Source organism: Myxococcus sp. NMCA1, assembly GCF_026810205.1.
GTDB classification, from domain to species: Bacteria; Myxococcota; Myxococcia; order Myxococcales; family Myxococcaceae; genus Myxococcus; species Myxococcus xanthus_A.
This window is the reverse complement of sequence record NZ_CP113950.1, coordinates 1,705,538-1,726,846: the sequence shown is the minus strand read 5'-3', so window position 1 is coordinate 1,726,846 and position 21,309 is coordinate 1,705,538. Positions and strand designations below refer to the sequence as shown.

Annotated in this window: 16 protein-coding genes, 6 tRNA genes and 1 pseudogene; 19 read left to right on the top strand and 4 right to left on the bottom strand. The window is 68.7% G+C overall.

Annotated features, from left to right (window positions below):
- Positions 1-59 precede the first annotated feature (59 nt).
- Positions 60-407 (bottom strand): annotated as a pseudogene (locus tag OZ403_RS07405) (DUF6444 domain-containing protein); the annotation flags it as partial.
- 182 nt (positions 408-589) lie between these two features.
- Here OZ403_RS07405 and OZ403_RS07400 point away from each other — a divergent pair.
- Both OZ403_RS07400 and OZ403_RS07395 read left to right on the top strand, forming a co-directional pair.
- Positions 590-1,462: a helix-turn-helix transcriptional regulator gene (locus OZ403_RS07400; protein WP_140797524.1), complete on the top strand. Its 873-nt coding sequence runs from the start codon at positions 590-592 to the stop codon at positions 1,460-1,462.
- Between the two features lie 132 nt (positions 1,463-1,594).
- On the top strand, positions 1,595-3,085 hold the full coding sequence (locus tag OZ403_RS07395) for an Ig-like domain-containing protein (protein ID WP_328285509.1): 1,491 nt from the start codon (positions 1,595-1,597) through the stop codon (positions 3,083-3,085).
- Between the two features lie 291 nt (positions 3,086-3,376).
- On the opposite strand, the gene OZ403_RS07390 is transcribed toward OZ403_RS07395, so the two are convergent.
- Positions 3,377-3,658, bottom strand: coding sequence for a hypothetical protein (locus OZ403_RS07390; protein ID WP_268783784.1), 282 nt, complete (start codon positions 3,656-3,658; stop codon positions 3,377-3,379).
- 529 nt (positions 3,659-4,187) lie between these two features.
- Between OZ403_RS07390 and OZ403_RS07385 the strand changes: the two genes are divergently transcribed.
- From OZ403_RS07385 to OZ403_RS07335, 11 genes are all read left to right on the top strand, one after another.
- Entirely contained in the window at positions 4,188-4,346 is a 159-nt protein-coding gene (locus OZ403_RS07385) for a hypothetical protein (RefSeq protein WP_268783783.1), read from the top strand.
- 105 nt (positions 4,347-4,451) lie between these two features.
- Positions 4,452-4,527: transfer RNA gene (locus OZ403_RS07380), tRNA-Tyr, on the top strand.
- A gap of 44 nt (positions 4,528-4,571) precedes the next feature.
- Positions 4,572-4,642: transfer RNA gene (locus OZ403_RS07375), tRNA-Ile, on the top strand.
- A gap of 76 nt (positions 4,643-4,718) precedes the next feature.
- Positions 4,719-4,789 (top strand) — tRNA-Lys (locus OZ403_RS07370).
- Between the two features lie 18 nt (positions 4,790-4,807).
- Positions 4,808-4,883, top strand: a tRNA-Gln gene (locus OZ403_RS07365).
- A 134-nt stretch (positions 4,884-5,017) separates the two neighbouring features.
- Positions 5,018-5,088 (top strand) — tRNA-Ala (locus OZ403_RS07360).
- Positions 5,089-5,098: 10 nt separating this feature from the next.
- Positions 5,099-5,172 (top strand) — tRNA-Leu (locus OZ403_RS07355).
- A gap of 21 nt (positions 5,173-5,193) precedes the next feature.
- The gene (locus OZ403_RS07350) at positions 5,194-5,736 is read left to right on the top strand and encodes an HNH endonuclease (protein ID WP_090484395.1); all 543 of its coding nucleotides are present in this window, start codon (positions 5,194-5,196) and stop codon (positions 5,734-5,736) included.
- 396 nt (positions 5,737-6,132) lie between these two features.
- A complete protein-coding gene (locus tag OZ403_RS07345; RefSeq protein WP_268783782.1) occupies positions 6,133-6,396 on the top strand; it encodes a hypothetical protein in 264 nt (87 codons plus the stop codon).
- Positions 6,353-6,736 (top strand): hypothetical protein, encoded by a 384-nt coding sequence (locus OZ403_RS07340; protein WP_268783781.1) that lies wholly within the window; start codon positions 6,353-6,355, stop codon positions 6,734-6,736. The genes OZ403_RS07345 and OZ403_RS07340 overlap by 44 nt, the downstream gene beginning before the upstream one ends.
- A 116-nt stretch (positions 6,737-6,852) precedes the next feature.
- Entirely contained in the window at positions 6,853-9,675 is a 2,823-nt protein-coding gene (locus OZ403_RS07335) for an AAA family ATPase (RefSeq protein ID WP_268783780.1), read from the top strand.
- 15 nt (positions 9,676-9,690) lie between these two features.
- Here the strand turns inward: OZ403_RS07335 and OZ403_RS07330 are convergent, their stop codons facing one another.
- On the bottom strand, positions 9,691-10,263 hold the full coding sequence (locus OZ403_RS07330; protein ID WP_268783779.1) for a hypothetical protein: 573 nt from the start codon (positions 10,261-10,263) through the stop codon (positions 9,691-9,693).
- Between the two features lie 194 nt (positions 10,264-10,457).
- Between OZ403_RS07330 and OZ403_RS07325 the strand changes: the two genes are divergently transcribed.
- The gene (locus OZ403_RS07325; protein ID WP_268783778.1) at positions 10,458-11,672 is read left to right on the top strand and encodes a polysaccharide deacetylase family protein; all 1,215 of its coding nucleotides are present in this window, start codon (positions 10,458-10,460) and stop codon (positions 11,670-11,672) included.
- Positions 11,673-11,700: 28 nt separating this feature from the next.
- Here OZ403_RS07325 and OZ403_RS07320 read toward each other — a convergent pair whose 3' ends face one another.
- Positions 11,701-12,600, bottom strand: a complete 900-nt coding sequence (locus OZ403_RS07320) for a MaoC/PaaZ C-terminal domain-containing protein (protein ID WP_268783777.1) — start codon at positions 12,598-12,600, stop codon at positions 11,701-11,703.
- 146 nt (positions 12,601-12,746) lie between these two features.
- Between OZ403_RS07320 and OZ403_RS07315 the strand changes: the two genes are divergently transcribed.
- The 5 genes from OZ403_RS07315 to rimO all read left to right on the top strand — a co-directional run bounded on the left by OZ403_RS07315 (position 12,747) and on the right by rimO (position 21,288).
- On the top strand, positions 12,747-16,217 hold the full coding sequence (locus tag OZ403_RS07315) for a tetratricopeptide repeat protein (RefSeq protein WP_268783776.1): 3,471 nt from the start codon (positions 12,747-12,749) through the stop codon (positions 16,215-16,217).
- A 369-nt stretch (positions 16,218-16,586) separates the two neighbouring features.
- A complete protein-coding gene (locus OZ403_RS07310; protein WP_268783775.1) occupies positions 16,587-18,227 on the top strand; it encodes a ribonuclease J in 1,641 nt (546 codons plus the stop codon).
- A gap of 21 nt (positions 18,228-18,248) precedes the next feature.
- On the top strand, positions 18,249-18,746 hold the full coding sequence (locus OZ403_RS07305; RefSeq protein WP_140788545.1) for a YajQ family cyclic di-GMP-binding protein: 498 nt from the start codon (positions 18,249-18,251) through the stop codon (positions 18,744-18,746).
- Between the two features lie 8 nt (positions 18,747-18,754).
- Positions 18,755-19,858, top strand: coding sequence for a hypothetical protein (locus OZ403_RS07300; protein ID WP_268783774.1), 1,104 nt, complete (start codon positions 18,755-18,757; stop codon positions 19,856-19,858).
- A 32-nt stretch (positions 19,859-19,890) separates the two neighbouring features.
- Positions 19,891-21,288: a 30S ribosomal protein S12 methylthiotransferase RimO gene (rimO, locus tag OZ403_RS07295; protein WP_418764037.1), complete on the top strand. Its 1,398-nt coding sequence runs from the start codon at positions 19,891-19,893 to the stop codon at positions 21,286-21,288.
- Positions 21,289-21,309 lie beyond the last annotated feature (21 nt).

Here is a 21,309-nt window from a genome sequence, read left to right as displayed (position 1 = left end):
TCTGTCGTTACGCCGAACAGCACCGAGACAAGCCGCGAGCTGCATTTCTTCGTCAGCCCCCGCGTGCCGCCATCGCGTGAGAGGGGAACCCAGCAATTCTCACACTCGGACGGGAAGAGGTGCTTGAACTCGCTCACCTTCTCCTCGGAAACAAGCGCGCGTGTCAGGCCTTTGTGTCCCGGCTGACCGCCGCGCTTCTTCCCACTCCCGCACTGCCTGCGCCGCTCGGTCCGCTGCCCCAGCGTGTCGCTCGACGGTGGCCGGTTCGAGTTGCCCGAGTTCCGCCGCAACTGTTCCCGGAGCTCCCGCACCAGTCGAGTCAGCTCCTCGACCTGACGCTCGAGCTCCGCGATGCGCGCATCCTTGGGGTCGACCTCGGCCACGACAGGCCGTGTCTCATGTCCCACGCCGCGTCAGCGAGCGACAAGCCTCCCGCCGGCTGATGGCCTGCTCCTTCTTCAACCGCCCAGCCCCCCCCTGAACGCTTACCTATCTCGGGCACTGGGGGCGCACAAATTTGTAGAGTCCCTCGGGGAGTAATAGGGTGCCCCCGTTTCTCTGAACCGAGACTGACACTCAGCTCTTCGTCTTGAATCACGTCCCTATCTCTGTCATCAAGGCTGGGCTGTACGTCTCCGAACGCCATGGAGTCCCTCGCGCGACGCTCCTGGGCAGGCCGTCCGTCGAGGAGCGCGAGCTGACCGGACCGCTTCGTAGAATCAGTTGGGATGCCTTCTGCGAATTCAACGACCGGATCGAACAAGCATGGAGTCCGCTGGGGGGCGTCGAGCAGTTCGCCCTGGCGGTGAACGAGCAAATCCCCGAGATACTGGCGGTGGCCCGACGGGTGCTTTCGCCTCTTCAGCTCCTCCGGTTGGTGATTTCCGTCGGGAGTTGGGCGCATCCTCGGATAATGGTCCGGAGCAAGCTGCTCGGGCCGGATCGGCTCCAGCTCGAACTTTCGCTGCCGGATGATTGGCGCGATTCGCCGGCGTTCTTCCGCATCTGCAGCGCCTCGCTCGCGAACTCGCCGCGGCTCATCGGCCTGCCCCGGGCTCAGGTGGAGTTGGAGCTCGCGCCACGTCGAGCCGTCTATCGGTTCCTGCTCCCGCCCTCCCGAACGGCCTTCGCTCTCGGAAGCGAGGTGGCCAGCCAGGCCCACCTGCTGATGCTGGAACGAATCTCCCATCTCCAGGCGGAGGTCAGTGCGCTCCTGAGAATGCCTCGAGGAAAGAGCGCCACGGGGGCTCGCAGACGGTTCCCTGCCTGGCACGGGGCGCTCACGGCCCGCCAGGCCGAGGTCCTGGAGCTTGTCGTTCAGGGAATCTCGAACCGGGACATCGCGAACCGCCTCCGGTGCGCCGAGCGCACGGTGGAGGTGCACATCACGGACATCCTCAAGAAGTCTGGCAATCAGAGCCGAGCCCAGTTGATCGCCGCGTTCTGGGGGGCGCAGGACTGAGAGCGTTGCGCCTCGTGGAAAACCACTAGCCACCTTTCCACTCTCCGCCTGGAAGGCCGGATAGGGCTTGAGTCTCCACGTAGCCCGCACCGATACAGATGCGCGCAATACTCACCCTTTGGAGGAAGTGCCATGCGCGCTTCGCGTATGCGTTGTTTGCTCGTTTCCCTCTTCATTGCTGGCTGTGGCGCCGACTCTGGCAAGGAAGATGATCCGCCCCCTCCCAGGCCCACGCCTACGGACACCACCATCACCGTCGCGGGGAGCAAGAGCACTCTCGCTGTCAATGAAGTGCTCGCGTTGACCGCCGCGGGGCGAGACAGCCGTGGCCAGCCGGTGGTGCTTGACGACGTTACCTGGAGTTCGAGCGAACCCTCCGTCGTGCGTGTGGAGCGGGACGGGAGGGTGACGGGAATGGGGGCTGGGACTGCGACGGTCACCGCTGCGTCGGGGAACAAGAGCGGGAACCTGACGCTAACGGTTCGGGGGGCCATTCACTCAAACGGAAGCATCTTGACCAGCGAGACGTGGCGCGAGGTGGACAACCCGCATATCGTCCTTGATGACATTGTCGTTGCGGGTTCCGGCACCCCGGTGCTCACCATCGAGGCGGGGGGCATCATCCGCTTTGAGCATGGCGCATCAATCGAGATCGGCTACGGCAGCGAGGGCGGGACGCTCCGGGTCCAGGGGACAGCGGAGAAGCCGGTGACTTTCACGACGAATGCCGACTCGCCGGCTCCGGGCCAGTGGCAGGGCGTGTACTTCTTGGAAGGGGCCACCTCCAGCAGCATCTCCCACGCCGTCGTTGAGTACTGTGGTTCGAATTCGGGCTACGGCACCGCGAACGATGCCTGCATCATCGTGAGTGGAAGCACCGTGCGTCCCAACTTTCAGGACGTGACGATTCAGCACAGCGCGTCCCAGGGCATCACGTTCATGCACGAAGGTGCCTTCGGCTCGAACTCAATGGGGCTGACGGTGACGGACGTGGCGAATGCCCCCATCTACATGGGAGTCAACCAACTCGGAAGCCTCCCGGGTGACAGTGTTTTCATGTCCAACGGACGCAACGTCATCCGGTCGCCGGGCGGGCAGGTGGACCGCTCGCAGACCTGGGTCAACGTTGGCGTCCCCTACGCCATGGAGGACTCCGTCTATGTCGATGGCGCAACCACTCCGACGCTGACGTTGAGCCCGGGAGTCACGCTGCGCTTCGGTCGCCTGAGCTACTTCGAGATTGGCACGGGAGAGGGTGGAAATCTGCGTGCCGAGGGAACGGCCGAGGCCCCCATCACGCTGACGGCCGACGCGGAGTTCCCCATGTCTGGCCATTGGCAGGGCCTTGTGTTCGGCGAGATGGCGACGGCTGCTAGCAAGCTGACGCGGGCCGTGGTCGAGTACGGCGGCTCGCGCGCGAGCGATGGGAACCCAGACGCGAACGTCAGGGTAATCGTTGACAAGGGTCCCATCATTACCCAGACCACGCTCCGTCACTCCATGGGGTGCGGAATCACTCGTGCGAAGACCCCCAACTATGACACCTTCACCACGGATTTCACCGCGCCGAGCCTGGGGAACGTGTTCTCTGATAACTCAGGCCCCGCGCAGTGCGGCCATTGAGCCCTGATGTGTGAGGTGGGGCGTGGGACCGGATGACGGTCTCCGTCCCTCGCTCGTTGCCGCCACCGCCTTTCTGTGGCGGCAACGAGTCTGGAATCTGCTTCGCTCAACTCCCTGTGCCTATCCAAAATTCGGTCGCTGCGACATGGGGACGTCAAGGCCGCGTCGAACCATGCGTCAAAGCGAGCGAGGCGCGCACCGCAGCGGCGACAAACTCCCTGACACAGGGGGCTCTTCACCGACTACACACGACTCGGGACTTGACCGGCACGAGGGCCGTCAGCGCGGAGTCTAGGGGGCATGGCTTGTCAGGGGCGGGCTGACACCCTCGATGCGCGTCTGACCGTCCTTTCCGACCTCCAATCGGACTTGCGTCTTGCCAGCGGCGTCGCGGATCTCCACGGTCGCGACGCCGCTCTCGTTGACACCGAGGGTGATGCGCTCTTGGGGGGAGTTCCCATCGTTCGAGCGAAGTTGAATCGAGGGCCTCCCGTGGATGGTTGAGACACACACGGCCTCATAGCCCTCCGAGCTGTCGAAACACAGTCCGTGGAAGCCTCGCTCGTCCAGCATTCCAATCCCTCCCATTTCCTGGCCCGACGGGCCCAGGAACTGAAGTCCATAACCGGGCGCGGCACGTGGCCCCGGGAGGGGGGCCCCGATGCGGACACGTGTCTGTCCTTGCGCGTCCACAATGTTCAGTTCTCGAAGGTTCATTGATGTCGGTGGCGCCTGCTCCGTGCACGAGGCGAGCGCACCCGCCAACAAGGCGACACCGCCGGCCCACGAGGATTTGCCAAATGCACCACGCATGAAGGGCGACCTTTCTGGTTGAGAACCGACAATGGGGTTCTGCATCGGCAGCATGAAGGGGCTCCGGGCTCCATCGCAAGCTCCATGCGACACTCAGTGTCACCGCCACGTACCCGAGCATCCCGCTTATCACCAGGACCGCGCACGGCCGCGCGACGACCCGCATGCCTTGTCTCGGCGACACCACCTGCCACGGGGACATGAATCGCAACAGTGAAGCCCGAACAATCGAGCCTTGTCAGGAACAATAATCACCGGACGTAGAGTCTCCTCGAAAGGAGCGGCGACCATGACGACGTTGACGATGCAAACGAACCCGATGAAGCGCAGCTATCGCAACAACCTCTGGTCCCAGCTCGACGCCGCCTCCTGCTCCCTTGTGAGCTTCGATTCGAAGTGCATCTTGGGATTTGACCGGATTGGCGGCCATCCGCCCGTACCCTGCTGACGCTCGCGCCCCATCACCGGCGCGCCAAGCCACGCAGAGGCCGGGCTCCCATCCAGGGGACCCAGCCTCTCGGCTTTTTGGGCCCCCGCTCCTCCGGGAACGTAGAGCGTTAGGGGAGACGCGCGGGCCTGTAGAGCCCGAGCCTGACAGGGCCCGCTGGGTTCAACTCCCAGCGGGCCCATGCAGCACGAGCGTGGCCCGCCACGCCCAGTCGCACACACCTCACGGGGTATCGCTCAAGGGCAGGGCACTCGTCTGATACGCGAGAAATCTCGGTTCGAGTCCGAGTACCCCGACAGACAAGCGCCCTGACAACTGAATCGTCGTGGTGAATGCATGCCGTCTGCTCGTTCCTGGGGCGGCACACAACACACCTCCGTAGCTCATTGGTAGAGCATCTGCCTCTTAAGCGGACGGCGAGGGTTCGAATCCCTCCGGAGGTATCTGAAGCAGCAGCACATACCGGAGTCGTCCAACCAGCGAGGATGGCGGACTCTGACTCCGCAGGTGCAGGTGCAAAGCCTGCCTCCGGTTCCACCTTTCCACCCCCTCAGAGCGTTTGCGCGCTCCTTGGGGAGCAGTTCGTCATAGGCCGCGCTTTGGGAGCAGCTTGGACTCCAAATCCGCGCATGCAGGGTTCGATTCCCTGGCGGCCTGCTCTCGCAGCACATGGGTACGTAGCTCAAGGGGAGAGCACTCGGCTTGCACCCGAGGGATCCGGGTTCGAATCCCGGCGAATCCACTTCACCAACGCCGGAGTAGCCCAATTGGCAGAGGCACCAGGTCGAGAACCTGGAGGGTGCGGGTTCGACTCCCGCTTCCGGCACAACCCACGAGGCTCCGTGTCATGGAGACGCTGGTCCTGAGTCAGTCGTTCGAACCTGTCGCACGTGTTCCCTGGCAACGCGCGGTGATGCTCATCTTCCAGGGCAAGGTCGAGGTGGTCGAGGAGTACGAGGACCGCGTCGTGCGCTCGGTGACGGTGGAGATTCGCATGCCCTCCGTCATCCGCTTCATCCGAGGCCTGCGCCGGCGGCCCAAGGGCGTGAAGTTCAGCCGGGAGAACGTCTACCTGCGGGACCACTGCCGCTGCCAGTACTGCGGCATCAAGGTGACGCGCCCGGAGGCCACGTATGACCACGTCCTGCCGCGCGCACAGGGTGGCAAGACGAGCTGGGAGAACATCGTCATCGCGTGCGTGCCCTGCAATCAGAAGAAGGGCAACCGGACGCCGGAGCAGGCCCGCATGGCCCTGCGCACGGCGCCCATGAAGCCGAAGAAGGTGCCCGAGGCGATGCACCTGACGTTCCTGTTCGAGAAGGGCATGCCCATGTCCTGGGCGAAGTTCCTCAGGGACGTCGCCTACTGGCACGTGGAACTGCAGGAGTAAGGCCGTGGGGGAAAGGGGAGCCACCCGAGGTGGCTTCCGCCTCCTGAGTGTTCCGCCCCGGCGGTGGATGCACTCGGAGGTCCGGGAGTCCGCCAGAGGCGGCTCCCACCCCGACAGCCGCCCCGCGCGCCAGCAGGCGGGATGTCGCTGCTGGCGGTTTTTCTGGAAGCTGAACTGGCGATGGCGCCAGGCCCCGCTGCTAACGGGTGCGAGCCGCTCTTCGGCCCGAGGTTCGAGTCCTCCGGCTTCCGCTGCGTATGCCCCGCCGGTTCTCGGGCCACACGGGACTGTATGCAGCGTGACGTGATGCGACACCGGCACGCAGCATGGCAGTCCCCCCGAGCGTCCCTACGATCCCGCCACCGGGGCCCCCCGGCCAAACAAGGGGACGGACACATGATGCATGCGCGGATGGGACGGTGGGTGACGGCGGGCTGGGTCCTCCTGGGCGTCGCGGGAGGTATCGGCGTTGGCTGCGGGTCGGATGGCTCCGCCCAAGAGGGGCCTCCCGGAGGAGAGCAGGCCCAGATTCCCGTGGGCGCCGAGGACCAGGAGCGCATCGACATCGGGCTTCGAATCTCGCCCGTGCCGTTGAAGCTGGAAGGCCTGGACCGGGGTGGGATTGGGGAGCTACATCCTCAATGCCCAGGCCGGCTGTAGCGACTGTCACACCCAGCCGGGCTATCTCCCCGGAGGCAACCCGTATCAGGGCGAACCCGAGCAGATCAACACCACGAACTTCCTCGCGGGAGGAAAGCCGTTCGGTCCAGGCCTCGTCTCCTCCAACATCACCCCGGATGCGCAGGGTCTCCCAGGCGGCATGACCTTCGAGGCGTTTCTGGCGCTGATGCGGACAGGCCGTGAACACGGGGCCATCATCCCGGTGATGCCCTGGCCCACCTACGCGAAGATGCGCGACCAGGACCTGAAGGCCGTCTACGAATATCTCCGGGCCATCCCCTCGGCCCAGCCAGGAATGGCCCCGCCGCCAGCCCCTTGAGCGGGGCCGTCACGGCCGCGTCCCCTTCGGGTACGCATTTGACCGGGATTGCGCGCTCACCCCCGCGGTTCAAGGGGGTTAGAGTGCGCTCCCGGCGAGGGGGCGGCTGAAAAGACATGGCGACGAGGAAAAGCGAGGACCAGGAGCGGCTCATCGACCGCGACCTCACCGCGCTGGCACGGGAGAACAAGTTGCCGGCCGCGCACGGAGTGGACGCCGCGGTGACGGAAGTGCTGGGCCTGCTCACGCGGGGCGGCAAGCATCCCCTGCTGGCCGGTGAGCCTGGCGTGGGAAAGAGCGCCCTGGTGCAGGAAGTGGCCCGGCGCATCGCCGAAGGTCGTGTGGACGCCGAGCTGGCGAACGCACGGGTGGTGGAGGTGTCCGTCGCCAACATCCTGGCCCGCAGCACCCAGCGCCAGGCGGCGGAGAGCTTCGAGGAGCTGCTGGCCTACCTCTCCCGGCACCCCTGCCCCATCGTCTACATCCGGGACCTGCCCGCGGCCCTCGGCGGCCCGCTGGCGCCCGTCGCCGTGCGCGGGCTGCGCACCGGAGGCCTGCGCTTCATCTTCGAGACAGAGCCCAAGCGCGTGCAGGAGCTGCTTCGCTCCGACGAGGCGCTGGCCGAGCGGCTCCACCTGCTGCCCCTGCACGAGCCTCCAACGGAGAAGGCCCGCTGGGTGCTGGGCCGCGTGGCGGAGGAGCTGGAGCGCGAGCTGCGGCTGCCCATCGACCCGGCGGCGTGCGACCTGGCGCTGCGCCTGTCGTCCAAGTTCCTGCTCGCGCAGCGCATGCCGCGCAAGGCCATCGAGCTGCTTAAGGAGACGGCCGCGGAGGCGGCGAGCGCGGCCAAGGACCATGTGGGTCCCGAAGACGTACTCACCCGCTTCTGCGCGGCCACGCGACTGCCTCGCTTCGTCGTCGACGACGCGATGCCTTTGGACCTGGAGGAGACGGAGCGCTTCTTCGGCGAGCGGCTGCTGGGACAGACGGACGCGGTGGGCGCGGTGCTGCGCTCAGTGGCGCTGCTCAAGGCCGGCCTCAACGACCCGCGCCGCCCCCTGGGCGTGTTCCTCTTCGCGGGCCCCACGGGCGTGGGAAAGACGCAGCTGGCCAAGCTGCTGGCGGAGTATCTGTTCGGCTCGGCGGACAGGCTGGTGCGCCTCAACATGGCGGACTACCCCAACGACGGTGACGAGAGCGTCCCCTTCGGCGCCACCTGGGCCCCCGCGCTGGAGACACGGCGGGGAGAGCTGAGCGCGCTGCTGGACGGCAAGGTGTTCACCGTGCTGCTGCTCGACGAGTTCGAGAAGGCGGCGCGCAGCGTCCACGACCGCTTCCTCCAACTCTTCGACGAGGGCACCTTCGTCAACGGGGCCGGCGAGACGGTGTCGTGCAACAACACGCTCATCGTCGCCACGTCCAACGTGGGCGCGGAGGTGTATCGCGAGTCCGGCATGGGCTTCACGGGCGCGCGCCGCGCGGAGGAGATGGTCCCCGAGGTCGACCGGCGCATCGGAGAGGCGTTCCGTCCGGAGTTCCTCAACCGCTTCGACGCCATCTGCCACTTCCGGCCCCTGTCCAAGGTGGACATCCGGAAGATTGCGCAGCGAGAGGTCGGCCGAGTGCTGGAGCGCGAAGGCATCCGCGCGCGCGCCCTGGACGTGGAGGTGACACCCGCCGTGGTGGACCTGCTCGTGGAGCGGGGCTACTCGCCTCAGTTCGGCGCGCGGTACCTGCAGCGTGAAATCGAGAAGACGCTCACCGCGGCGCTGGCTGTGGAGATTGCGCGCAGGCCGCTGCCTCCGGGCACGCCCGTCCGCGTCGAGGCCCGCTTGGGCGGCCGCGTCACCGCCGTGGCGGAGCCCGCCGCGCCGCCGCCCTCCCCCACCGCGCAGTTGCTGCTGCCGTCCGCGCGCGCGGCGCCGGTGAAGCGGCGGCTGGACCGCAAGTCACTCCTGTTCGAGATGGACCGCCTGGTGGGCAAGGCGCGCGCCCTGGCGGACTCCGCCGGCCGGCCGCAGCTGGAGCAGCGCCGCGCGGAGCTGCTGGCGGAGACGCAGGCGCCCAACCTCTGGGACGACCCCACGCGTGCCGCCGAGGTCATCCGCGCCTTCCGCACCGTGGAGGCGCAACTCAACGAACTGGAGCGACTGGAGGCCGCGGGCCTGTTCGCGCGGCGGCTGGTGCGCGAGGCGAAGAACGAGGTGCAGCTCGCCTCCGCGGCGCGGCAGGTGGAGGACGTGGCGCGCGAGGTCCAGATGGCGGAGGCCCTGCACGCCTCCGGAGCCACCACCCAGGACACCGAGGCACTGGTGGACATCTGCGCCAGTGACTCAGCGGAGGCCCAGGCGACCTGGGTGCAGGAACTGGCCACCATGTACCTGGGCTGGGCCCAGCGGCGCGGCTACGAGGCGGTCGCGGTCGCCGAGGCGGAGGAGCCTTCGCGCGTCGTCGTGCGAATCGCCGGCCCGGGAGCCTATGGCTTCCTCGCGGGCGAAGCAGGCATGCACCGGCGGCTGGAGGACGAGAAGCGCCAGCGCGCCTACGTGCGCGTCCACCGCGGCGGCTCGCTCTCCGAGGAAGAGCTGGCCTACCTGGAGGTCCAGGGCCGGCCCATGAAGAGCCACGAGGGCGCCTACCTCCAGCGCGTCCGCACCGAGGTGACGGTGAAGGACGAGTCCTCCGGACGCGTGCTCACGCTCACTGGCGCCACGGAGATCGACGAGCTGAAGGACATCGCCGCGCGTGTCGTCTACGGCCAGGGCAGCAACACGGACGAGGCACGGCGTTACTACCTGGGACGGGGCGCCCGGGTGGAGGACCCGCGCACTGGCGCCGGCACCCCGCGCGTGAAGGACGTCCTGCGCGGCGAGCTGGACGTCTTCATCGCCGCGTGGATTACACGGCCACCCACCGAGCCCCAGGCGCCCGGCAGCTGAGCGGGGCGCGAGGCGTCAGCGGGACATGTCCACGACTCGGAGCGTCGAAAGGCTCTCCGAGGCCGAGGCCATCGTCTGGCCGAGCTTGCGGGCGCTCTCGGGGAAGGGGCCCCGTCCCAGCTCCTGCCCCGACGGGCTCAGCACCTTGGCGACGACCTGGCCGAACCCCTTCTTCAGCCCCATGGCCTGATGCGGCTCGCCCTTGGCGTCCGCCACCATGAAGAGCGACGACTCCAGCTCGGGAGGCGGCGCCTCGCCGTGCTGACGGAAGATGTTCCGCATGTGCTCGATGGACTCGCGGTGGCTCTTCTTGATTTCGCCCCGCGCCATGCCCTTGAAGAGGCCGGGGACGTCCCGCAGGTCCACGTGAATCAGGACGATGGGCCGCTCCTCGCGCAGGTCGTAGATGAACGAGTAGGCGTGCTGGCGCAGCTCGTCCCGAGAGCCCCGGTTGGCGTACAGCACCAGGGTGGGCCGCCCCTTGCCGATGGGAACCTCACGGCCGAATACGTCCTTCAGCTCGGCGGCCTGAGAGGAAGTCGCTCCCAACAGGGCCAACAGACATGCGAGCGCGGCGACTTTCTTCATGCAGCGAGTTCCTTTTCCAAGGGCCTACGGTGGCTCGGACGAACACGGGGCACCGCTATTCGAATCCCTTCCCCGCACCTGCCAGGTCCACGCCGCTTGCCCAGGGGGCCCGGCCGGTTGCCTGGCGTCCGTTCCGTCTGGTATCGGATTCATCATGCCGCACGAGGCTGACTCGCCTCGGTGGGGGGAAATCCATGTCCAGACCGCACGGGGTGTTTCGAAGGTTCGTCTCGCTGCTCCTCCTGTCGCTGGCGCCGCCCGCGTTCGCCGCGGCGCCCTTCACCGAGGGAATGGTCACCATCACCCTGGACGACGGCTGGGCCACGCAGTTCTCGCTGGCCCGCCCCGAGCTCAACGCGCGGAACATCCCCGCCACCTACGGTCTCGTCACCCTGGCCATCCACGAAGGCTGGGGTGGCTACATGTCGCTGACGCAAGCCCAGACGCTCGTCTCCGAGGGCAATGACATCGCCAGCCACACGCTGACACACCCGGACCTGACGTCGCTGTCCCCGACGCAGCTCGTGGCCGAGCTGCAGGACTCGCGCGCCTGGCTGGAGAGCGCGCTGGGCCTGCCCGCCGTCCCCAATCTCGTGGTGCCGTATGGCCTGCAGAACGGCCCGGTGCTCGACGTCATCCGCCAGCATTACGCCAGCGGCCGCACGGTGAACGAGGGCCGCAACTTCCGCGACACCGTCGTCTACGAGCTCCGCGCCAACGACGTTGCCCGCACCGTTCCGGTCAGCACCGTCCAGGGCTGGGTGGACCAGGCCATCGCGGAGAAGAGTTGGCTCATCCTCGTCTTCCACGAGTTCGTCAACGGCACGCCGCCCCGTGACACCCAGTACGAGACGTCCCACTTCGCGGACATCCTCGACTACGTGCAGACGCGCGGCGTGCGCACCGTGACGCTGGCCGAAGGACTGGCACTGACGGAGGGGCGCACCGAACCCGACCTGACAGCGGGCCTGTTCGTCTACACCGACGCGCTGCAGAACGGCTTCGCCAACTGGAGCTGGGCGGACCACTCGCTCGACGAGACAGGGGTGGTCCATGCGGGCTCGGCCGCCATCCGCTTCGAGCCGGACACGTGGAATGGCCTGCTCTTCCACCACCACGGGCTGAACCTGGCGCAGCACCAGTCCATCCGCTTCTGGGTCCACGGCGGTACCGCGGGAGGACAAGCGGTGCGGCTGGTGCTCCACGATGGCACCCAGATGCTTGGCACCACGCGCCTGGACACCGCGCTGGGGGCGCCCATCGCCCCGGGGGTCTGGCAGCAGGTGACGATTTCCCTCTCCAGCATCGGGGCCACCACGGGCACGCTGCGGGACATCTACTTCCAGGACGACTCCGGCACGGACCAGCCGGTGATGTACCTGGATGACGTGGTGCTCCTGCCGCAGTGACGTCCTCAGTCCCGCGGCAGGCGCATCGTCACCGCGCCAGCGACGCGCCCGGCGACAGGTGGCCCAGCAAGTGGAGCTGGCCGTCCTCCGCCATCACCCGGTAGGCAACGGCACCCTCTGGCTGCGGAGCGGTCTGGAAGATGACCCGGGAGGGCAGCAGGAGCGGACGGCGGAACTCCGAGGACAGCGTGAGCGCGGGGGCCTCGGCGGCCTCGCCCATCTCCGCCACGCAGCGGCCCACGGTCCACATTCCATGGACGATGGCGCGGGGAAAGCCGAAGGGGCGCGCCGTGAAGCCATACAGATGGATGGGGTTGTAGTCGCCCGAGGCCCGGGCGTAACGGCGGCCCGCGTTCTCCGGAACGGACCAGCTGGCCGGACGACTGTTGGCGAAGACTTGCGCCTCCTCGGTGGAGGGAGGACGCCCCGCCTCACGCGGCCGCTCCCCCATTCCAGGCAGGCGGCGGAGCATGGTGGTGACGGCGCTCCACACCTGCGCGCCGTCCGACTCCACCACGGTGTGCAAATCCAGCTCGCGCCCCTGCCGTGCCTCACGCTGGCCTTCGACCCAGGCATGGACGGAGAGCATGGCCCCAGCGTTCAGGCGGTGATGCTGCTGGATGTGATTGCGCACGTGCACCATGCCCAGCAACCGGTAGGGGAACGCCGGGTGGTTGAGCAGCGTGAGGTGCAGCGACGTCGCGAGCACCTGAGGGAAAGGCAGCGGCAGGTAGCCATCCTCGGGAAACCCACACACCTCCCGGTAGCGAGCCAGTTGCCTGGCGTCCGGGGTGAAGCCTTTCACCCGCACATCCAGGCGGGGCACCTCTCCGGGCCGCGAGGGCCGGCGTGCCACGGCGGCACGCAGCAGCTCCTTGGCGAGCAGCGGAGGCTGGGAGAGCTCGAGCGAGGGCGAAGTGTGGGACACGTTGGGACTCCAGGATGACGCAGCCGGACGTACCGCATCGCAGCACGCGCGGCCCACGGCGTGAAGCAGAGAGTCCAAGAAAGGACCGTTTGGAATGTAAAGCCCCCCTTTCTCGGGAACACGGAGCGTGGGAGAACGTTGCCTCCGTGTCCTGCTTTGACGAAATCACCGCGCGTGCGCTCGCCGCTGGACAGCTTCATGCTTCGGAATCCAATCCATTGCGCAGACATGCGGAAGGTTGCCGCAAGTGCGCCCAGTTGCTGGCGCGGGTGACGCCGCCTGGCGCGGCGGCGCAGCGCACCGCCGTCGCGCAGGAAATCTCGACGGACACGTCCACCCTGACGGCGGGTCGCGGTGATGACGACACGCTCCCCACCGAGCTCATCCGGATGGGGAACCGGCCCACGGCCCGTGCGCCATCATCGTCGTCGCCATCGGGCTCCAAGCCTTCCGAACGGCCCGCCCGCCCCTCCATCCGCCAGACCGGGCACGCCCCCCACCTGGACGTGCCTCCCAAGGCGACGGTGCCGACCGCTGAGGCCCGCCCCCCGGAGCCGGTCGCCCCCCACCGTCCCGCCGCGCCGGTGTCGATTCCAGCCCCCGCGGGGCTCGCCGCGCCACCCGCCCCGCCTCCACCGGCAATCCTCTCGATTCCGCCACCCGCGCCGCCTCAGGACCTGAGCGCGCGCATCCTGCCCAACGCACACGCCGCGCCGGGTCCCAGCGCGAGCCCCAAGAACTTCGCAGGCGCCCATGTGCTCCCGCATGGCGGCCGGCTGCTCTCCGCCCCGGACGCGGCGGAGGGACGCGGCTCTCGAGTCACCCTGTCCATGCCCCTGGCGCCCTCGCCGGCCAAGCCGCTTCTGGCGAGCCCCGGGGGTGGAAAGTCGGGCCGCCCCCCCGCGCGCAGGGATGTCGAGGACACCGAGCCCCGGGATTCGGCCCAGATCCGCGTGGGCCGCTACCACATCCTGGACACCCTGGGCGCGGGCGGCATGGGCGCTGTCTACAGCGCCTATGACCCGGAGCTGCACCGGCGCGTGGCCATCAAGCTGCTGCACCCGGACGCCAACCCGGCGGCGCGCTCGGACGGCGCGTCCCGGCTGCTCCGCGAAGCCCAGGCGATGGCGCGGCTGTCTCACCCAAACGTGGTCTCCGTCTACGACGCGGGCACGTTCGCGGGGCGCGTCTTCATCGCCATGGAGCGGGTGGACGGCCTGTCCCTGCGCCACTGGCTCCGCGCCGAGCACCGCACCTGGCGAGAGGTGCTCGACATCTTCCGCCAGGCGGGCCGAGGGCTCGCCGCCGCACATGCCGCTGGACTGGTCCACCGGGACTTCAAGCCCGCCAACGTGCTGGTCAGCAAGGACGGCCGGGCGCAGGTGACGGACTTCGGGCTGGCCCGCACCACCGCGGACCTCGATGCGGCCGAGGCGGGCCGGGGCACCACGCCCGTGCTGCCGCGCCTCGCCCCGGAAGACCTGCTCCAGACGGCGCTCACCGAGGCCGGGCTCGTCATGGGCACGCCCGCGTACATGCCGCCCGAACAGCACGAAGATGGGCGCATCGACGCGCGAGGGGACCAGTTCAGCTTCTGCGCGTCCCTCTACGAAGCCCTCTACGGACAGCTTCCCTTCAACGGCAAGCGCCCGGATGAGTACTTGGAGGAAGCCCGCGCCGGCCGCGTGCGCCCGCCTCCTCGGGGCAGCCGCGTCCCCACGTGGGTGCTGCGCGCCGTGACGAGGGGCCTGTCCCCGGCTCCCGAAGCGCGCTTCCCGTCCATGGGCGTGCTGTTGGATGCACTGGGCGCAGACCCGCTGGCGGCCTGGCGCCGCCGTGGCGCGGTGGCCGCCGCGTCCATGCTGCTCAACAGCGTGGTCGCCGTTACCTGGCTGCTGGTGGGCTCGCAGCGGGACGGCCCGTGTCCGGATGCCGAGGCCCGGCTCACCGGCGTCTGGGACACGGCACGCCGGGCGGAAATCCAGAAGGCCTTCGCCTCCACGGGCAAGGTCCACGCCTCCGCCGCTTTCGAACGCGTGGCGACGACCCTGGATGGCTTCGCGCACGATTGGACGCGCATGCACCGCGAGGCCTGCGAGGCCACCCGGGTGCAGGGCCACCAGTCGGACCACGAGCTCGCGCTGCGCATGGCGTGCCTGGACCGGCGCCACTCGGCCCTGGTGGCCTTGACGGGCGTGCTCGCACAGACGGATGCGGAGGCGCTGAACGCCGCACCGGACGCGGCCCAGCGCCTGCCTCCCATCGCCGCCTGCGCGGACGTGGACGCGCTCTGGCGGGGCCTGTCGGAGCCCGAGGGGCAGCGGCAGCAGGTGGAGACCCTGCGCGCCCGGGTGGACCGGGCCACGGCCCTGGTCGACGCCGGCCGCTACCCCCAGGCGCAGGAAGAAGCGAAGGCGGTGCTGACCGAGGCGCGGCAGCTCGGCTACGGGCCAGTGCTGGCGGAGGCGCTGGAGTTGGAGGGCCGGCTCGAGCTCGTCGCGGGGGATGACGCTCGCGCCGCCGCGGCCCTGCGGGAATCCCTCTTCACCGCGCAGGCGCACCGCCATGACCACCTGGCGGCACGCGCGTCGGCGCGGTTGGTGACCGCCGTCTCCTCCGACCCCACCCTGGAGTCCTGGACGGTGGAGCAGGCTCGCTCGTCCATCCAGCGCGCGGGCGGCGCCTCTGAATCGGAGGCCTTGCTCCAGACGAGCCTGGGCCGCAACGCCTTCCTCCGAGGCCAGTACGCCCAGGCAGCGGAAGCCTTTGGCCGCTCCGCGACGCTGCGCGAGCAGGAGCTGGGTCCCGAGCACCTGCTCACGTTGGAGTCGCTCCGCAACCAGGCCGCGGCCCTGTCCCGCACGCCCGAGACGGAGCGCGCCATGGGCCTGCTGCACCGCGTGCTGGAGACGACGGAGCGCGTGCTCGGCCCGGACCATCCCCAGACGGCCATGGCGGCCAACGCCATGGGCTACCACCTGGTCATCGTCCGCCGCTTCGAGGAAGCCATCCCCTACCTCCAGCGCGCCATCCACCTGGAGGAGCAGTCACTGGGGCGCGACAGCGCCACGCTGAGCTATCCGCTCAACAACCTCGCCGAGGCCCTGGAAGCGCTTGGCCGCAACGCAGAGGCCCGCCCCCTGCGCGAGCGCGCGCTCGTGGTGGACCTGAAGGCCTACGGCCCCGAGCATCCGGAGACCGCCACCGACCTGGCCCTGCTCGGCGCGCTGGCCCTGCGCGAGGGAAAGCCACGCGACGCACTGGACTACGCCCGCCGGAGCATCGCGGCCTACGAGGCCTTCCAGAAGGACCACCTGGACACGGCCGCTCCGCTCACCACGCTGGGCCTGGCCCTGCACGCCCTGGGCAAGAGCCACGAGGCCCGCGCCATGCTGGAGCGCGCGTTGGCGCTTCGCACCGCCCATCCGGGCCCCGCCGAGGACCTCGCGAGCACCCGCTTCGCCCTGGCCCAAACGCTGGTGAAGCAGGACGGGCCCCGCGCCCGGGGGCTGGCCAACCAGGCCCTGCTCTTCTACACAGCCGAGGAGCCCACCTACGCCGTGGAGGCCAGCTCCGTCCGCAACTGGCTCCAGGACCTCCGGCGCCGGAGGCGCTGAGCCACAGCCAGGGCCCACATCTGCCGAAACAGCGCCCCTGCGCACACATTCTCAGGTGGGGACGCGATAACTCCAGGGAGCGGTCCAACATGGGCCCGCCGTGCCCGTCCGGAGCCAGTCATGCGCCTGCCGTCCCCTGCCCTTCGGCCTGTCAGTGCCACGCCCTCGCGCCATGGCACGTCCGCGCCAGGACGGGAAAGCCCTCGCACGCCGGCCCCACAGGGCCGTGAGGGGACGTACAAGCCTTCCTCGGACAGCGCCTTCCAGGTCGAGTCCGGGCGCGGCGTTCCCATCCGCATCTGATGAAGTCACCCCGAGGGCCGCAGACAGATGGGCGCGGCTCACGTCCCATTCGTTAGACTCCGCCCAATGCTTCACGTCATTCCGCTGGGCGGCCTGGGCGAAATCGGCCTCAACTCCATGGTCATCGCCTGCCGTGGGGAGATGCTGCTCATCGACGCCGGGCTGATGTTCCCCTCCTCGGGGATGCCCGGCGTGGACATCATCATTCCGGACTTCAGCCACCTGAAGCAGAACGCCGCGCAGCTCAAGGGCGTGCTGCTCACGCATGGCCATGAGGACCACCTGGGCGCCCTGCCCTACCTGCTCAATGAGGTGCCCGTCCCCGTCTACGGCACGCGCTTCACGCTGGCCATGGCGCGCCACCGGCTGGAGGAGCTGGGCATCGAGGCGGACCTGCGCGAAATCGAGCCGCGCGAGCCCTTCCCCGTGGGCACGGCCTTCCGCGTGGAGGCCAGCCGCGTCACGCACACCGTGCCGGACGCGGTGGGCTTCATCCTGCGCACGCCCGAAGGCACCCTCATCCACACCGGGGACTTCAAGCTGGACCCGGACCCCATCGACGGGCTGCGCACGGACCTGGAGCGCTGGGGCGAGGCCGGCGAGGAAGGCGTGCTGTGCCTCCTCTCCGACTCCACCAACTCCGAGGTGACGGAGGAGACGGGCAGCGAGCGCGTGGTGGAGCAGACCTTCGAGCGCCTCTTCCAGGGCGCCACCGGCCGCATCGTCGTCGCCCTCTTCTCCTCCAACCTCCACCGGGTGCGGCACCTGCTGGCGCTGGCGGAGCGGCTGGGGCGCAAGGTGGCCCTGCAGGGCCGCAGCATGCTGCGCAACGTGGAGATGGCGCGCGAGCTGGGCTACCTGGACGTACCCGACTCGCTCTTCGTCCACCTGGACACGGTGCCGGCGCTGCCCGCGCAGCGGGTGCTGGTGCTGACCACCGGAGCCCAGGGCGAGCCCCGGGCCGGGCTGTCCCAGCTCGCGTCGGGGGATGGCCCCGTGCGGCTGAATCCCGGCGACCTGGTGGTGCTCAGCTCGCGGCCCATCCCCGGCAACGAGCGCGCCGTGGGCGCGCTCATCGACGCGCTCCAGTGGCGCGGGGCGAAGGTGGCCTACGCCCAGGTGGAGCCGGGCATCCACGTCTCCGGCCACGCCAGCCAGCCCCAGCAGCGGCGCGTGCTGGACCTGGTGCGCCCGGCCCACTTCATCCCCGTCCACGGCGAGGGCCGCCACCTGCACAAGCACCTGCTCACCGCGCGCGAGGCCGGACTGGAGCCCGCCCAGTGCCTGCTGGCGCAGGACGGCGACGTCGTCACCTTCGAGGAAGGCCGGGGGCGCTTCACCGGCAGCGTCCCGTCCGGACGCATCCTCAAGGACCGGTTCGGCCCCGGCCTGGTGACGCCGGACACGCTCCAGGAGCGCGTCCGGCTGTCGGAGACGGGCATGGTGGCCGCGGTGGTGGTCCTCCAGCGGGGCTCCCAGAAGCTGGTGGCGGGGCCGCAGCTGTCCGGCCAGGGGCTGTCCATGGACGAACAGGTCCTGCTCTCCCGGGTGGCCCAGGACGCGCGAGTGCTCTTCGAGGAACTGTCCCCCGTCCTGCGAGGCGATGACGCCCTGGTGAGAGAGGAACTCACCCGGGCCGTGCGCCGGGCATTCAAGGCGCACACGTCCAAGCGCGCCCTGGTGGTGCCCTTGGTCGTCCGGGTGTAGGTATGGTAAGGGCCGCTGCCCATGCCATCCTTCGACGTCGTCTCGAAAATCGACCTCGCTGAGCTCGACAACGCGGTCAACCAGACCAAGAAGGAGATCAGCACGCGGTACGACTTCCAGGGCACCCATGCCGACGTGGTGCTGGCCCCGGACCATACCGCCATCACCGTGAAGGCCAACAGCGAAGACCGCGTCCAGGCCGCCAAGGAAGTCCTCCTGGTGAAGCTGGCCAAGCGGAACATCAGCCTGTTCGCGCTGGAGTACGGCGACATCGAGAAGACGGGCCTTCACAACGTGAAGCAGTCCATCAAGCTCCAGCAGGGCATCCCGGTGGAGAAGTCCAAGGAGCTGGTGAAGCTGCTGAAGGACTCGAAGATGAAGGTCCAGGGCTCCATCCAAGCCGACCAGCTTCGCGTCACGGGCAAGAACCGGGACGACCTCCAGGCGGCCATCGCCCTGTTCCGCAAGGAGCAGGACCGGCTGAAGCTGGACATGCAGTTCACCAACTTCCGCGATTGAAGAGGCCCATGCGCGCGACCGCCCTGTCCTTCTGCCTCCTGTTCTGCGCCCCGGGCGTGGCGTCCGCCCAGGCGGACCGTCCTTCCAAGCCGGTTCCCTCCCTCACCAAGCCCCCGCGCATCCAGGGCGGGCTCAAGGCCTTCGCGTCGCCGCTGGTGCTCAAGCCCGTCGCCGTGGAGGGCGCCACCGCCTCCTTCACCGCCAAGGTGGGCGCGCGCAAGGACACGCTGTACGTCGGCGTGGAAGCCACCGACGACCAGCTCCAGGCCGGGGACCTGCTCACCCTGTCCCTCTACTTCCCAGGCACCGGCCCCACCGCCACCGGCCACACGTGGCGCTTCGCCTTCGACGGCAAGCGCGCGTCCGGGGCGGAGAGCGGCACGCCGCAGTTCGCGCAGGACCTGGTGACGGCCGCCGTGCAGCGCCAGGGCAACACGCTGCTGCTGATGGCGTCGGTGCCGGTGCGCGCCTTCCCCCGCCTCCCCGCCGTGGACCCGATGGTGATGGACCTGTGCCTCACCTACGAGGACCGGGACAGCGCGGACAGCAAGGCCACGTCCATCTCCAACTGCCAGAGCGGCACCATGGTGGGTGACGCGCTGCGCCTGCCAGACGAGACTCGCAAGGGCCTCAAGCTGAAGCTGCCGGAGAACGTCACCTCGCTCGAGCCCCGGGAGGACGGGTGGCTGGGCTGGGACTACATGAGCTACCCGGCCTGGGCCCAGGCGGACGACGAGCTGACCCCTGCCTCGCTGCGCAGCCTGGTGGCGCCGGACGCCGTCGTTCCCTCGTCCGTGGACCTGAACGTGCCGGATACGCTCACCCTGGAGGACGGCGGACGCATCGTCACGGTGGTGACCGGGAAGAATCCGTATGCCGTCGCCGGTCAATGTGACGCCGATGACGAGCTGCGGTTGGGTCTCTACCTGGTGACCGGGAAGGCAGCGCGGCGGGTGCTCGAGTGGCCGGCCGCTACCTGCGCACTGGGGCGCACGTCGTCGGTGGAACTGGATGAAGAGGGCGTGCTGTCCATCCGTTACTCGAACGGCACGTCCATGAACTTCGCCTGGAGTGGGACCCACTTCTCGCGAACCGAACTCGGAAAGCGGTAGACGCAGTGGAAACCACCAAGAGCCTGTACATGATGACCCTCGGCTGCCCGAAGAACCGGGTGGACTCCGAGGTGATGCTGGGCACGCTGCGCCACCGCGGCTACACGCTGGTGCAGGAGGCGTCCGACGCTCAGGTCATCGTCGTCAACACGTGCGCCTTCATCGGTCCCGCCAAGCAGGAGTCGGTGGACTCCATCCTGGAGATGGCCGAGCTGAAGAAGTCCGGCGCCTGCAAGACGCTGGTGGTGACGGGCTGTCTGTCCCAGCGCTACGGCGAGGAGTTGTCGAAGGAGATGCCGGAGGTCGACCACTTCCTGGGCACCAGCGCCTACGCCCAGATTGGTGACCTGCTGGCCGCCGAGGCCTCGCCGCGTCAGGTGATTCCGGACCCGGACTACATCCACGACGCCAATACGCCGCGCATCAACTCGATGCCGAAGTACACGGCGTACCTCAAGATTTCCGAGGGCTGCGACAACGCCTGCGCCTTCTGCATCATCCCCACCCTGCGCGGCGGTCAGCGCTCGCGGCCCATCGACGACATCGTCGCCGAGGCGAAGCAGCTGGCCGACAGCGGCGTGCAGGAGCTGAACCTCGTCGCGCAGGACTTGACGGCGTATGGGCATGACCTGCCGGGCCGTCCGAAGCTGCACGATTTGCTCAAGGCGCTGGTGCAGGTCGACGTGAAGTGGATTCGCCTCCACTACGCCTACCCGCGCATCTTCCCGGACGAGCTCATCGAGGTGATGGCCTCGGAGCCGAAGATTGCCCGCTACCTGGACATGCCCGTGCAGCACGTCAGCGACAAGCTGCTGCTGTCCATGAAGCGCGGCCGCAACTCGGAGTTCCTCAAGGGCCTGCTGACCAAGCTGCGCGACCGCGTGCCTGGCCTGGTGATGCGCACCTCGCTCATCGTCGGCCTGCCGGGTGAGACGGAAGAGGACTTCGAGATGCTGAAGGAGTTCGTGAAGACGCAGCGCTTCGAGCGCCTGGGCGTCTTCCAGTACTCCGACGAAGAGGGCACCGCCGCCTACGACCTGCCGGACAAGGTGCCGCAAAAGCTCATCGAGCGCCGCTGGCGCGAGGTCATGGCCATCCAGAAGCGCATCAACCGCGAGCAGAACAAGAAGCTCGTGGGCAAGCGCCTGGAGGTGCTGGTGGAAGGCCCCGCGCCAGAGACGGAGCACCTGCTGGTGGGCCGCCACCAGGGCCAGGCGCCGGACATCGACGGCATGGTCTACATCAACGACGGCCTGGCGTACCCGGGGGAGATTGTCACCGTGGAGGTGACGGAAGCCCACGACTACGACCTGGTCGCCCGCGTGGTGGAGCGCCCGGACCCGAAGCAGCGCGAGCACACCGCGCGCGACGCGCACCCGGCCCCGCTGCCGGTGTCGGTGACGCAGCGTCCGGCCCCTCGCGCGGAGTAGGCGCGAAGGCCCCGGACGCCG